At 72.3% G+C, this 13180-nt stretch carries 11 protein-coding genes; 9 read left to right on the top strand and 2 right to left on the bottom strand.

Annotated features, from left to right (window positions below):
* From ACFVGS_RS28575 to ACFVGS_RS28565, 3 genes are all read left to right on the top strand, one after another.
* On the top strand, positions 1-1581 hold the full coding sequence (locus tag ACFVGS_RS28575; protein ID WP_385694443.1) for a methylmalonyl-CoA mutase: 1581 nt from the start codon (positions 1-3) through the stop codon (positions 1579-1581).
* A gap of 82 nt (positions 1582-1663) precedes the next feature.
* Positions 1664-2323: a leucine efflux protein LeuE gene (gene leuE / locus ACFVGS_RS28570; RefSeq protein ID WP_384417765.1), complete on the top strand. Its 660-nt coding sequence runs from the start codon at positions 1664-1666 to the stop codon at positions 2321-2323.
* Between the two features lie 45 nt (positions 2324-2368).
* Positions 2369-3190 (top strand): MerR family transcriptional regulator, encoded by an 822-nt coding sequence (locus tag ACFVGS_RS28565; RefSeq protein ID WP_385694440.1) that lies wholly within the window; start codon positions 2369-2371, stop codon positions 3188-3190.
* A 33-nt stretch (positions 3191-3223) separates the two neighbouring features.
* Here ACFVGS_RS28565 and ACFVGS_RS28560 read toward each other — a convergent pair whose 3' ends face one another.
* On the bottom strand, positions 3224-4558 hold the full coding sequence (locus ACFVGS_RS28560) for an alpha-2,8-polysialyltransferase family protein (protein ID WP_385694438.1): 1335 nt from the start codon (positions 4556-4558) through the stop codon (positions 3224-3226).
* Entirely contained in the window at positions 4555-5565 is a 1011-nt protein-coding gene (locus ACFVGS_RS28555) for a glycosyltransferase family 2 protein (RefSeq protein ID WP_385694435.1), read from the bottom strand. Before ACFVGS_RS28555 ends, ACFVGS_RS28560 begins: the two co-directional genes overlap by 4 nt.
* Before the next feature lie 199 nt (positions 5566-5764).
* Between ACFVGS_RS28555 and ACFVGS_RS28550 the strand changes: the two genes are divergently transcribed.
* The 6 genes from ACFVGS_RS28550 (at position 5765) to ACFVGS_RS28525 (ending at position 13071) form a co-directional block, all read left to right on the top strand.
* Positions 5765-7072, top strand: coding sequence for a DUF6716 putative glycosyltransferase (locus tag ACFVGS_RS28550; protein WP_384417778.1), 1308 nt, complete (start codon positions 5765-5767; stop codon positions 7070-7072).
* A complete protein-coding gene (locus ACFVGS_RS28545) occupies positions 7072-8277 on the top strand; it encodes a cytidylyltransferase domain-containing protein (RefSeq protein ID WP_385694432.1) in 1206 nt (401 codons plus the stop codon). The genes ACFVGS_RS28550 and ACFVGS_RS28545 overlap by 1 nt, the downstream gene beginning before the upstream one ends.
* A gap of 12 nt (positions 8278-8289) precedes the next feature.
* Positions 8290-9186, top strand: coding sequence for an N-acetylneuraminate synthase family protein (locus tag ACFVGS_RS28540; RefSeq protein ID WP_384417783.1), 897 nt, complete (start codon positions 8290-8292; stop codon positions 9184-9186).
* Positions 9183-10346 (top strand): hypothetical protein, encoded by a 1164-nt coding sequence (locus ACFVGS_RS28535; RefSeq protein WP_385694430.1) that lies wholly within the window; start codon positions 9183-9185, stop codon positions 10344-10346. Before ACFVGS_RS28540 ends, ACFVGS_RS28535 begins: the two co-directional genes overlap by 4 nt.
* A gap of 116 nt (positions 10347-10462) precedes the next feature.
* Positions 10463-11704 carry an amidohydrolase gene (locus ACFVGS_RS28530; protein WP_384417789.1) on the top strand — a complete coding sequence of 414 codons (1242 nt, stop codon included), beginning with the start codon at positions 10463-10465 and terminating at the stop codon, positions 11702-11704.
* A 314-nt stretch (positions 11705-12018) separates the two neighbouring features.
* The gene (locus ACFVGS_RS28525; RefSeq protein ID WP_384417792.1) at positions 12019-13071 is read left to right on the top strand and encodes a BMP family protein; all 1053 of its coding nucleotides are present in this window, start codon (positions 12019-12021) and stop codon (positions 13069-13071) included.
* The last annotated feature ends 109 nt before the right edge of the window (positions 13072-13180 follow it).

Here is a 13180-nt window from a genome sequence, read left to right as displayed (position 1 = left end):
ATGGCGCGCGAGTCCGAGTCGGGGCTGCCCGTGGAGCCGGTCTACGGGCCGGAGGCCCTGGAGGGCTGGGACCCGGCCGAGAAGCTGGGCGAGCCCGGCGCGTACCCCTTCACCCGTGGCGTGTACCCGTCGATGTACACCGGCCGGCCGTGGACGATGCGCCAGTACGCCGGCTTCGGCACGGCCGTCGAGTCCAACGCCCGCTACAAGCAGCTCATCGCGAACGGGACCACGGGCCTTTCGGTCGCCTTCGACCTGCCGACCCAGATGGGCCACGACTCCGACGAGCCCATCTCGCACGGCGAGGTCGGCAAGGTGGGCGTGGCCGTCGACTCGCTCGACGACATGCGGGTCCTCTTCGACGGGATCCCGCTGGACAAGGTGTCCACGTCGATGACGATCAACGCCCCGGCCGCGCTGCTGCTCCTGCTCTACCAGCTCGTCGGCGAGGAGCAGGGCGTCCCCGCGGAACGGCTGATCGGCACCATCCAGAACGACGTGCTGAAGGAGTACATCGCCCGCGGCACGTACATCTTCCCGCCCAAGCCCTCCCTGCGTCTGACCGCCGACATCTTCAAGTACTGCAGGGCCGAGATCCCGAAGTGGAACACCATCTCGATCTCCGGCTACCACATGGCGGAGGCGGGCGCCTCGCCCGCGCAGGAGATCGCCTTCACCCTCGCCGACGGCATCGAGTACGTCCGCACCGCGCTCGACGCCGGCATGGACGTCGACGACTTCGCGCCACGGCTCTCCTTCTTCTTCGTCGCGCGCACGACGATCCTCGAGGAGGTCGCCAAGTTCCGGGCGGCCCGCCGGATCTGGGCACGGGTGATGAAGGAGGAGTTCGGGGCCAGGGATCCCAGGTCGCTGATGCTCCGCTTCCACACCCAGACCGCCGGCGTGCAGCTCACCGCCCAGCAGCCCGAGGTCAACCTGGTCCGGGTCGCGGTCCAGGGCCTCGCGGCCGTCCTCGGCGGCACCCAGTCGCTGCACACCAACTCCTTCGACGAGGCCATCGCCCTGCCGACGGACAAGTCCGCCCGGCTCGCGCTGCGCACGCAGCAGGTCCTCGCGTACGAGACCGACGTCACCGCGACCGTCGACCCGTTCGCCGGCTCGTACGTCGTGGAGAAGATGACCGACGACGTCGAGGCCGCGGCCCTGGAGCTCATGCGGAAGGTCGAGGACCTCGGCGGTGCCGTCAGCGCGATCGAGCGCGGCTTCCAGAAGAACGAGATCGAGCGCTCCGCCTACCGCATCGCGCAGGAGACCGACTCCGGCGAGCGGGTCGTCGTCGGCGTCAACCGCTTCACCCTCGACGTCGAGGAGCCCTACGAGCCGCTGCGGGTCGACCCGGCGATCGAGGCCCAGCAGGCCGAACGGCTCGCGAGGCTGCGCGCCGAGCGCGACCAGGCGGCCGTGGACACGGCGCTCGCGGAGTTGAGGAAGGCGGCGGAGGGCACGGAGAACGTCCTCTACCCGATGAAGACGGCGCTCAGGGCGCGGGCCACGGTCGGCGAGGTCTGCGACGCGCTGCGCCAGGTCTGGGGCACCTACGTCCCCACCGACGCCTTCTGACGTCCCCGCCGCCCGCCTTCCGATCTTCCGCGATGCGAAACACCGGAGCGGAGTGTCGTACCCACGTGCGACACTCCGCTCCATGCTGGGTGTCACCGATCTGCCGACCTATCTCGCCGGGCTCGTCCTCATCATCCTCCTCCCGGGGCCGAACTCGCTGTACGTGCTGTCCGTCGCCGCCCGCAAGGGCACCAGGACCGGATACAAGGCCGCCGCCGGCGTGTTCACCGGCGACACGGTCCTGATGACCCTGGCCGCCCTCGGCGCGGCCTCGCTGCTCCAGACCACCCCGCTGCTCTTCATGATCGTCAAGTACGCGGGCGCGGGCTACCTGGCCTGGATGGCCTACGGGATGCTGCGCGCCGCCCGCGAGACGTGGCGCACCCGCGGCCAGGCCGTCGCGGACGAGCCGGCCGCCGAGGGCACCGCGGGTCCGGTGGAGCGCCCCTACCGCCGCGCCCTGGTCATCAGCCTGTTCAACCCCAAGGCGATCCTCTTCCTGATCTCCTTCTTCGTGCAGTTCGTGGACCCGTCCTACGCCTACCCGGCGCTGTCCTTCCTGGTCCTCGGCACCCTGCTGCAGCTCGGCAGCTTCCTCTACCTGACGACGCTCATATTCGGCGGCACCCGCCTCGCCGCCGCCTTCCGCCGTCGCAGGCGCCTCTCTGCGGGAGCGACCTCCGCCGCCGGCGCGCTCTTCCTCGGCTTCGCCGTGAAGCTCTCGCTGAGCAGCGCCGCCTGACCGGTTGACCCTGACACGGTGTGAGGCCGTTCCGTAGGAGACGTCATGTTCGCCATCGGAGACTTCGCCCGGCACGGGCGGGTGTCGGTCCGCATGCTGCGTCACTACGACGCCATCGGACTGCTGCGCCCGGCCCACGTCGACCCGCACAGCGGCTACCGCTTCTACTCCGCGGACCAGCTCGCCCGGCTCAACCGCGTCATCGCGCTCAAGGACCTCGGCTTCACCCTCGAACAGGTGGCGGCCATCCTCGACGACGAGATCGGCGCGGACGAGCTGCGCGGAATGCTGCGCCTGCGCCAGGCCGAGCTGGAGACGGCCCTGGAGGAGGCGCGGGCCCGGCTCGCCCAGGTCGGTGCGCGGCTCCGAGCCATCGAGAGCGAGGGACGCATGTCCACGCAGGACGTCGTCGTCAAGAAGATCCCCGCCGTCCGGATCGCCGAGCTCAGCGGCACCGCCGGCAGCTTCGGGCCGAAGGACATCGGCCCGGTCGTCGGCCCGCTGTACGAGGAGCTGTGCGGCCGCCTGGAGGCGGCGGGCGTCACCGGGTTCGGCCCGGGCATCGCCTACTACGAGGACGCGGGCACGGGCGACGGGTCGGTCGTCGTGCACGCCGGGATGACCGTCCCCGAGGGGACGGCCGCGGAGGGCGTGCTGGTGCACGTCCTGCCGGGCATCGAGGAGGCCGCCACCATCGTCCACCGCGGCTCCACGGACGGGATCCTCCCGACCGTGCAGACCCTGGCCTCCTGGATCGACACCAACGGCTACCGCTCCGCCGGCTACGCCCGGGAGCTGTACCTGGAGTGCCCGGAGGATCCCGCCGGCTGGGTCGCGGAGATCCAGGAGCCGATCACCAGGGGCTGACCCCGTCCGGCGCGCGGGCCGGGTCCCCGGGTCTCACCGGCCGCCGAGGGCCCGTCGCTTCAGCTTCAGGGCGCGGCGGGCCAGACGGCGCAGGCCCGGGTGGCGGGGGACCGGAAGGCCGCCGGGGAGGCCGAGCGAGGTGAGCCGGCGGCGGGTGAAGTGGTGCCGGGTGCCGGCCGCGAGCGGGCCCGACAGGTGCCGTACGGCCTCCTCGCGCAGGTCCGGCCGGATCTTCGGCTGCATCGCGAAGCCCACCGCCGCGACCAGGCCGGTCAGTTCCGGCAGGCCGAGCGCCGGCTGCCCGGGCTCCTCCAGGTCGGGCACCAGCGAGTCCACGAGGACCACCGGCACCCGGTTGCTGTTCTGGTACGGCGAGAGCCGGGCCAGCAGCGGCCGGGTGCCGACCTTGGCGGTCTCGATGCCGTAGAAGGCGCTCGCGGTGAACAGCGCCGTCGAGAAGCAGCCCACGACGAGCGCGGGCCGCAGCTCCCGGTAGAGCACCTCGGCGAGCACCGGCCGGTCCTCGACGGTGAGCTCGGCGCCCAGCGTCTCCGCCTCCCGGACCAGGGCCTTCGACCAGGCGTCGGGGGCCGTCGGGTGCGGCTTGAAGACCAGTCGGCGGTGGCCGCGGGCGACCGCGCCGCGCACCATCCGCAGGTGCAGTTCGCCCTCCTCCTCGGCGGTCAGCAGCGAGAGCGCCGCCAGGTACTGGCCGAGCAGCAGGGCGGGGCCCCGTTCCGCGCCGGGGTCCGTGGCCTCGGGGCCGGAGAGTTCCTCGACGACCTTGGTGAAGGCCTCCGTCGGCACGGTCTCCGGGGCCGCGCCGAACTCGGCGAGCAGCAGCGGCGCGAGACCGGGCACCAGGTCCAGGTGGAGCAGCCGGCGCACCCGTTCGCCGACCAGCGGGTCGATCTTGTTGCGGGTGGGGCCGTAGCTCATCAGGCCGTCCGCGTAGACGTCGATCGGCGCGTCGGGGAAGAGCTGGGCGATCGTCAGGGCGGGCGCGACCTGGAGGGATTCCACGACGAGTTCGACCCGGTCGGTGCCGAGCTCCCAGAGCCGGCGCAGGTGCCGCTGGAGCAGCGGCAGGTCGTCCGGGCGCGGGGTCCAGCCGCCGGGGTGCAGCGGCTCGATGGTCTCGTTCCAGTCCAGGATCCCGTCGAACCGGCCGCGCAGCCGCTCGAATCCGGGCATCCGGTCCAGCGGGGTGGTGGTCTCCGGCACGGCCGCGTTGGTGGAGACGAGCAGCAGGCGCCGCCCGGCCGGGCGGAAGCAGCCGCTGTCGAGGGCCGCGGCGAGCGTGGCCGCCCCGTACAGGGTGGAGGCGTAGAAGATCTGGGTGGTTCCGGTGCGGTTCTCGCTGCTCATGCGGCGTTCTCTTCCTGGGCCGGGGCGGCGGGTGCGGCCGGGGCGGGCGCGGGGCGGCGGCGCTTGAGGCGGCGCAGCGGGCCCGCGCGGTCCTCGCCCATCGCGGACAGGGCCTCGGCGAGCACGTCCTGCGGCAGCCGCCGCAGTGCGCCCGAGCTCATGGCCCGCAATTTCCTGCCGACCTCGGGTTCGAATTTCGCCATGTTGCCGATGTGGTGGGAAATCACCGCGCAATAGGTACGGACGGCTTTCGGAAGCAGTAGCTCCGCATCGGGATCGTTCTTTGTCTCGTCGATCACCTGATCGAAAGCGCGGATGAAATCGAGCTGCCGGACGTCACCGATCTGTGTGAGCGAGGTGGCGACCCCGCGCCGGTAGAAGATTCCCAGATCACCGGTCACGGCGAAGGATTCCGCCTCCCGGTGCAGCCGCCAGATCCACGGCCGGTCCTCGGCGGTCCGCAGCCCGTGCGGGAAGTGCAGGAGTCCCCGGTCGAGCAGCCGCCGGTGGTACATCCCGGCCCAGGCGTACGGGTAGTCCACCGAGGTCGTCCGGTCGGCCGGCAGGATCGCGTCACGGGGCCGCAGCAGCTCCCCGCGCCGGCCCACCGGTGCCCGCCGCACCGAGCGGCTGCGGCCGGTCACCCGGACGTGGTCGGTGCGCAGGAAGTCGCAGTCCAGTTCGTCCATGGCGGCGACCAGGCCCGCGTAGAAGCCGGGCGAGAGCCAGTCGTCCCCGTCCAGGAAGGCCACGTACCGGCCGCGGGCCTGGTCGAGGCCGGTGTTGCGGGCGGTCGCGAGTCCCTCGTTGCGCGCGTGCCGGAGCAGCCGGGCCCCCGGGATCTCGCGCTCCGCCCGTGCCAGGAGCTCCGGGGTCCCGTCCGTCGAACAGTCGTCGACCAGCAGGAACTCGAAGTCCTCACGGGCGTTCGCACGCAGGCTTCTGAGGGCGTCGGGGGCATATGTCTGCACGTTGTAGAACGGCACGACGACGGAGAGCTTGACCACGCAACCGACGCTAGGCGGCGCCCCGGCATTCGTCCTGACCGGCAAGGGGATGCTCGGTGAACACGAAGCGGCGAGCCCCTTAACCGCCCCGGATCCGCTTCTCTTTCTGTCCGTTTCCCGCAATGCGTCATGGTGCTGTTAACCATTTGTTGTGGCCCAGTTGGGCTGTGAATCCCCGGGCCCTCCTAGCGTCCTGGACGTGCCATCACGTACCGATCGAGCGGTGCGCGTCGCCGTTCTCGCCGACTCCGACACCCGGTGGAAATGGGGCGTGCTCACCGCACGCAGAATCAGCGCCGAAAACGCCCCGGATCCCACGGGATTCGTGCTGCGCGGCCGCGCCACCCCCACCTCCCGCCAGCTCGCCGAGACGGCGGTGTCCGACACCGCACCGCGCGAGGTGACGGGCACGGAGTTCCTGCGTGAGGTACGCGACGCCGCCGACCGCGGAGAGGGCTACGACGTCGTGGTCCTCGCCCTCGTCGGCGGCACCGTCCGCGCCATGCTCCAGGGCCTCGCCGACCTCGCCCTCGACCGCCGCCCGGTGCTCGTCACCGGCTACGTCGGCGTCGTCTACGAGAAGCTCGCCGACGGACTCCTGCTGCGGCACGGCGCCGACGTCGTCCTCGCCAACTCCCGCCACGACGCGGAACGTTTCCGTGCCGTGTACGAGGGTGTCGGCGCCGATCCCGGCTCGGTCGTCGAGGCCGCCCTGCCCTTCCTGGGCGGCGCCCCGCACCGCCCCGAACCCGGCCGCGACACCCTGGTCTTCGCCGCGCAGCCCTCCGTGCCCGTCACCAAGGCCGAACGCGCCTACGTGCTGCGCCGACTGGTCGAGCACGCCCGGCTGCGCCCGGACCGCGAGGTGCTGCTCAAGCTGCGCTCCCGGCCCGGCGAACACACCACGCACCTGGAGGAGTTCCCGTACCAGAAGCTGGTGCGCGACCTGCCCGTGCCGCCCAACTTCCGCCTCGTGTACGGGCACATGGGCGAGGTCCTGGACCGCACCGACCTGCTGGTCACCGTGTCCTCCACGGCCGCCCTGGAAGCCCTGCACCGGCGCGTCCCCACCGCGGTCCTCACCGACCTCGGCGTGCGCGAGGCGCTCGGCAACCACCACTTCATCGGCTCCGGACTGCTCACGTCCTTCGACGCGCTCGACAAGGGCTCCGTACCGCGGCCCGACGAGCACTGGCTGGCCCGCCAGGGCGTCGGCGCCGCGGGACTGCCCGGCGGAGTCCCGTACGAGAAGGCCTTCGACGCGGCCCGCGAGCGGGTCGCCGAACTCCTCGCCGGACCCGCGCTGCCGCCGGTCGCCCCGTACTACACGGCCGAGACCGCCGGCGGCTACCTGCCCGGCATCCTCGCCCGCCACCGCCTCGACGTCACCGCGCCCGAGCCCCGCGAGAGCGGGGTGCGCCGGATCGTCCGCGAGGCGGCACGGGGCGCCTACCGCCACGGCGTCCAGCGCGTGGCCCCCGTCATCCGCCGCCTGGGAGAACTCTGATGCCCACCGACACGCCGACCGTGCTCGCCGTCATCCCCGCACGGGGCGGCTCCAAGGGCGTTCCCGCCAAGAACCTCGCCCCGGTCGCCGGGATCCCGCTGGTCGGCCGGGCCGTCCGGGCCTGCCTCGGCGCCCACGGCGTGACCGACGTCGTCGTCTCCACCGACGACCCGGCCATCGCCGAGGCCGCCCGCGCCTTCGGCGCGGAGGCGGTCCACCGCCCCGCGGAGCTCTCCGGCGACACCGCGACCAGCGAGTCCGCCGTGCTGCACGCCATGGACGCCTTCGAGGCCACGCGGGGGCGCGGCCCGGACGTGGTGCTGCTCGTCCAGTGCACGAGCCCCTTCCTCACGCCGGACGAGGTGGCCGAGACCGCCGGGCGGATCACCTCCGGCAGGGCCGACACCGCCTTCACCGCGGCCCCGAGCCACGGCTTCCTGTGGCGGGAGGCCGACGGCGACGCCACCGGCGTCAACCACGACAAGGCCCACCGGCCGCGCCGCCAGGACCGCGAGCCGGAGTACCTGGAGACCGGCGCCGTCTACGCGATGGCCGCCGAGGGCTTCCGCACCCACGGCCACCGCTTCTTCGGCCGCACCGCGCTCGTCGTCACCGACCCGGCCCGGGTCCTGGAGATCGACGACCCGCACGACCTGGCACGCGCCCAGGCCCTCGCGCCGCTGCTCGACACCCCCGCGACGCCCGTCCTCGCCGACGTCGACGCCGTCGTCCTCGACTTCGACGGGACCCAGACCGACGACCGGGTCCACATCGACGCCGACGGACGCGAGTTCGTCTCCGTGCACCGCGGTGACGGCCTCGGCATCGCCGCCCTCCGCAGGGCCGGCGTGCCGCTGCTGATCCTCTCCACCGAGCAGAACCCCGTCGTCGCCGCCCGCGCGCGCAAGCTCCGCATCCCCGTGCTGCACGGCGTGGACCGCAAGGACCTCGCCCTCAAGCAGTGGTGCGACGAGCAGGGCATCGACCCGCAGCGCGTGCTCTACGCCGGCAACGACGTCAACGACCTGCCCTGCTTCCACCTCGTCGGCTGGCCCGTCGCGGTGGGCAGCGCCCACGACGCCGTACGGGCCGCCGCCCGCGCGGTCACCCACGCCCCCGGCGGCTCCGGAGCGATCCGCGAGATCGCCGCCTGGCTCCTCGGACCCGAGCTCACCATCCCCGAGCCCCGCACCCCCAACTCGTAAGGAACCACCACCATGAGCAGCAACCGTCTCCGCACCCTCGGCAGCAAGACCGCCGGCCCGGGCCGGCCCGTGTACATCACGGGTGAGATCGGCATCAACCACAACGGCGACCTGGACAACGCCTTCGCGCTCATCGACGTGGCCGCCGAGGCGGGCTGTGACGCCGTCAAGTTCCAGAAGCGCACCCCGGAGATCTGCACCCCGCGCGACCAGTGGGACATCGAGCGCGACACGCCCTGGGGCCGGATGACGTACATCGACTACCGCCACCGCGTCGAGTTCGGCGAGGACGAGTACCGGGCCATCGACGAGCACTGCAGGAAGCGCGGCATCGACTGGTTCGCCTCCCCGTGGGACACCGAGGCCGTCGCCTTCCTGGAGAAGTTCGACGTCCCCGCCCACAAGGTGGCCTCCGCCTCCCTCACCGACGACGAGCTGCTGCGCGAGCTGCGCGCCACCGGTCGCACGGTGATCCTCTCCACCGGCATGTCGACCCCGAAGCAGATCCGCCACGCGGTGGAGGTCCTGGGCTCCGACAACATCCTCCTCTGCCACGCGACCTCCACCTACCCGGCGAAGGCCGAGGAGCTCAACCTGCGCGTGATCGAGACGCTGCGGGAGGAGTACCCGAACGTGCCGATCGGCTACTCGGGCCACGAGACCGGCCTGCAGACCACCCTCGCGGCCGTCGCCCTCGGCGCCACGTTCGTGGAGCGCCACATCACCCTCGACCGCGCCATGTGGGGCTCCGACCAGGCCGCCTCCGTCGAGCCGCAGGGCCTGCAGCGCCTGGTCCGCGACATCCGCACGATCGAGACCGCGCTGGGCGACGGCGTGAAGAAGGTCTACGAGTCGGAGCTCGGCCCGATGAAGAAGCTCCGCCGGGTCCAGGGACTCGTCTCCGCATGACCGGCCAGCTGGCGTTCGTCGAGAGCCCGGTCCAGCTGCTGAACGTCCTGGAGTGGGCCCACGCCACGGCCCGCCGCCCCGCCCCGCCCCTGCCCGCCGTCCCGGCCCAGCCGGCCGGCGGGCGCCGGGCCGCCGCCCCGGCCCCCGGTGCCGACGGCGGCCCGTTCGTCGTGACCGGGCGGGGCACCGGCCCGGTCGGGCCGCTCGCCGGGCTCGGGCTCACCGTGGTCGTACTGTCGCCCACCGACCCGATGTCCCGCGGGCAGCTGCGCCGGATGGCGCAGCTGGCGCGGGACGAGGGGGTCGCCGTCAAGTGGCAGGACGCGCGGCAGGGCCGGGGGGCGCTGGCCAGTACGCTGCGCGAGCTCGCGGGGCCGCTGCGGACCGCGGAGCGGGTGATCGTCGGGGATCCGTTCTCGCGCTACGTCCAGCTGCTGCTCACCCTCTTCGGGCCCCGTCGGGTCACCGTCGTCGACGACGGCACGGCCACCATGGAGTTCGCCGCCCAACTCGCGCGCGGCGAGCGGCTGGTGCGCTGGCACCGGCGGGGCAGCGGACGGGGGCCGCGCGAGCTGGTGCTCGCGCCGGTCACCACGCTCGCCCGCCGCAAGCTCGCGCCGGGCCGCCGCCGCACCGTGGAGATCTTCACCTCGCTGCCGGTCGAACCGCCGCCCGGTACCACCGTCACCGCCAACGACTTCGCCTGGACCCGGTCCCGCTTCGGCCCGCCCCGGCTCACCCGCGGCGCCGACCTGGTCGGCACCTCCCTCGTCGAGACCGGCGTCGTCGACCCCGACGAGTACCTGCGGGCCGTCACCGTCCTGGCCCGGACCCACGGCGCCACCCGCTACTTCGCGCACCGCCGCGAGAGCGCCGAGAAGCTGCACCGGATCGCGGTGGAGACCGGTCTGGAAGTGGTCCGGCCCGACCTGCCGCTGGAGCTGATCGCCCGCCGCGGCCCCGTCGGCCGCACGATCGTCAGCTTTCCGTCCACGGTCGTGCACACCCTGCCGCTGGCCCTCGCCGGCACCGGCGTGAAGGTCGCCGTCTGCGAGATCGCCCCCGAGTGGCTGCGCGACAACGCCTCGCCCCGCGCCCAGGGCTTCCTGGCCGGCGTCGCCGGCACCGCCACCCGCACCGAGAGACTCGAATTCGGGTAACCATACCCACAGAGGGTGACCGTCATGCCCAAGGAACAAGATTTCTTTCCCCTATCGGGCTGAACTTTTCGTGATCAACGGGCAGTTGATCTCACCGGGGGCCTACCCTTCAAAAGGTGAACCAGTTGAAGTCCCGAGAGCCCGGTCCCGGCGCGGCGCCCGCAGCACTGCCCGGAACGCTGTCCGAACCCCTGCGTGCCGAACTGATCGCGTTCCGCAGGGACTTGCACATGCACCCCGAGCTCGGCAACCAGGAGTTCCGTACCACCGCCGCGGTCAGGGCCCGCCTGGAGGCCGCGGGACTGCGACCGCAGGTGCTTCCCGGCGGCACGGGGCTGATCTGCGACATCGGGACCTGGGACCGCGGACGGCCCATGCTGGCGATCCGCGCCGACCTCGACGCGCTGCCCATCCCGGACGTCAAGACCGTCCCGTACCGCTCCCAGGAGCAGAACCGCGCCCACGCCTGCGGCCATGACGTCCACACCACCGCCGTCCTGGGCGCCGGACTCGTCCTCGCCGAGCTCGACCGCCAGGGCCGCCTCCCCGCGGCCGTACGACTGCTCTTCCAGCCCGCCGAGGAGGTGCTGCCCGGCGGCGCCGCCGACGCCGTCGCGGCGGGCGTCCTGGACGGCGTGGGCCGGATCCTCGCGGTGCACTGCGACCCGCGGGTCGACGCCGGGAAGATCGGGCTGCGGCCCGGCCCCATCACCTCCGCCTGCGACCGCCTGGAGGTCACCCTCGACGGTCCCGGCGGCCACACCGCCCGCCCGCACCTCACCACCGACCTGGTCACGGCCGCCGCCCGCATCGCGGTCGACGTGCCCGCCGTCCTGGCCCGCCGGGTGGACGCCCGCTCCGGGCTCTCGGTCACCTGGGGCCGCATCGAGTCCGGCCACGCCCCCAACGTCATCCCGCAGCACGCCGAGCTCTCCGGCACCATCCGCTGCCTCGACCTGCCGACCTGGCGCGAGGCTCCGGACCTGGTCCACGCCGCGATCGACGAGATCGCCACGCTGCACCGCGCCAAGTCGACCGTCGACTACGTCCGCGGCGTCCCGCCGGTCGTCAACGACCCGGTGATCACCGAGCTGCTCCGCGACGCCATGACCGCCCGCCGCGGTCCGCTCGCGGTCGAGGACACCGAGCAGTCGCTCGGCGGCGAGGACTTCTCCTGGTACCTGGAGCACGTCCCCGGCGCCATGGCCCGCCTCGGCGTCCGCACGCCGGGCGACACCCGGGTCCGTGACCTGCACGCCGGCGACTTCGACGTCGACGAGCGGGCCATCGGGGTCGGCGTGGAGCTGTTCACGGCGGCCGCGCTGCTCGACGCCACGCCGAAGGCCGCCAAGCGCTGACCGGGGGCCGGGCCGGTCTTCGGCGCAAACGACGAAATCCGGACTTTTAAGTACGACTTAATGGGGACCGGAGGCGGTTCATCCGCCCGGCCCAGTGTCCGGCGTGTCGCTTCGTGGCCCGGCCCGTACGCCCGTACCAGCGTGTATGACGGGCGGTATCGGGCCGGACGCCACCGGTGTCCGGCCTGGCTGGTTCGCGTCGATCCGATAACGACTCATGAACGGGTCTTTAACTGACATCTACGCGCGTTACGATCGCCGCGAAACCAGCGCCGGAAGAGGCGCTTTCGGTCAGTCTTGAAGGGACCCTCCTCTTGCGCCGGATCACCAGGATCACGACCGTGGGCATCGCCTCCGCGGCGCTCGCCCTGTCCGCCACCGCGTGTGGCAAGTCGTCGACGGACTCGGGCTCCTCCTCCGACTCCAAGGCCGTCAAGGCCGCCATCGCCTACGACATCGGCGGCCGCGGCGACCAGTCCTTCAACGACGCCGCCTACGCGGGTCTGAAGAAGGCCGAGGACGAGCTGGGCGTCAAGGGCGCCGAGGCCGAGCCCTCGGAGGGTGAGGGCGACGCCGACAAGGTGCAGCGCCTCACCGCGCTCGCCCGCGCCGGCAACAACCCGGTCATCGGCGTCGGCTTCGCCTACGCGCCGGCCATCGAGAAGGTCGCCAAGTCCTACCCGAAGACCACCTTCGGCCTGATCGACGACACGTCGAAGACCGGCCCGAACATCGCCAACCTCGTCTTCAACGAGGAGCAGGGCTCCTACCTGGCCGGCGTCGCCGCCGCCAAGGCGTCCAAGACCGGCACGGTCGGCTTCATCGGCGGTGTCGAGGTCCCGCTGATCAAGAAGTTCGAGGCGGGCTTCGTCCAGGGCGTCAAGGACACCAACCCCAAGGCCAAGGTGCTCACCCAGTACCTGACCCAGCCGCCGAACTTCGACGGCTTCTCGAAGCCCGACCTCGGCAAGGCCGCCGCGCAGGGCCAGCTCGACAAGGGCGCCGACGTGATCTACGCCGCCGCCGGTCTCGCCGGCTCCGGCGCGATCGAGGCCACCGCGAAGGCCGGCAAGTGGGCCATCGGCGTGGACTCGGACCAGTACAACCAGAAGGGTCTGGCCGCCTACAAGGACCACATCCTGACCTCGGTCACCAAGGACGTCTCGGACTCCGTCTTCAACCTGATCAAGTCGGTCAAGGACGGCAAGCCGCAGAGCGGCGAGGTCCGCTACGGCCTCGCGACGGACGGCGTCGGCCTGGCCACGTCCAACCCGGCGTACTCCAGCATGACCGAGATGGTCGCCGCCGTGGACAAGGCGAAGAAGGACATCGTCGACGGCAAGATCACCGTCAAGACCACGCCGTAACGGCGACCCCAGGTCCTGACCTGAGCCCAGGGCCCGGCGGCGGTGGGAGCCCCCACCTCCACCGGGCCCCGGGTCCATTCCCGTACGGGTTTTCAATTTTCGGCAGTGC

Source organism: Streptomyces sp. NPDC127114 (assembly GCF_042677525.1).
GTDB lineage: Bacteria > Actinomycetota > Actinomycetes > Streptomycetales > Streptomycetaceae > Streptomyces.
Note: the sequence above shows the minus strand (reverse complement) of the source record. Positions and strands in the feature narration are given on the sequence as shown.

Bases quoted from the DNA above. Each gene is read 5' to 3' on its own strand.
- ACFVGS_RS28575 (WP_385694443.1), top strand. From the start codon at position 1: ATGGCGCGCGAGTCCGAGTCGGGGCTGCCCGTGGAGCCGGTCTACGGG.
- leuE (WP_384417765.1), top strand. From the start codon at position 1,664: ATGCTGGGTGTCACCGATCTGCCGACCTATCTCGCCGGGCTCGTCCTC.
- ACFVGS_RS28565 (WP_385694440.1), top strand. From the start codon at position 2,369: ATGTTCGCCATCGGAGACTTCGCCCGGCACGGGCGGGTGTCGGTCCGC.
- ACFVGS_RS28560 (WP_385694438.1), bottom strand. From the start codon at position 4,558: ATGAGCAGCGAGAACCGCACCGGAACCACCCAGATCTTCTACGCCTCC.
- ACFVGS_RS28545 (WP_385694432.1), top strand. From the start codon at position 7,072: ATGCCCACCGACACGCCGACCGTGCTCGCCGTCATCCCCGCACGGGGC.
- ACFVGS_RS28540 (WP_384417783.1), top strand. From the start codon at position 8,290: ATGAGCAGCAACCGTCTCCGCACCCTCGGCAGCAAGACCGCCGGCCCG.
- ACFVGS_RS28535 (WP_385694430.1), top strand. From the start codon at position 9,183: ATGACCGGCCAGCTGGCGTTCGTCGAGAGCCCGGTCCAGCTGCTGAAC.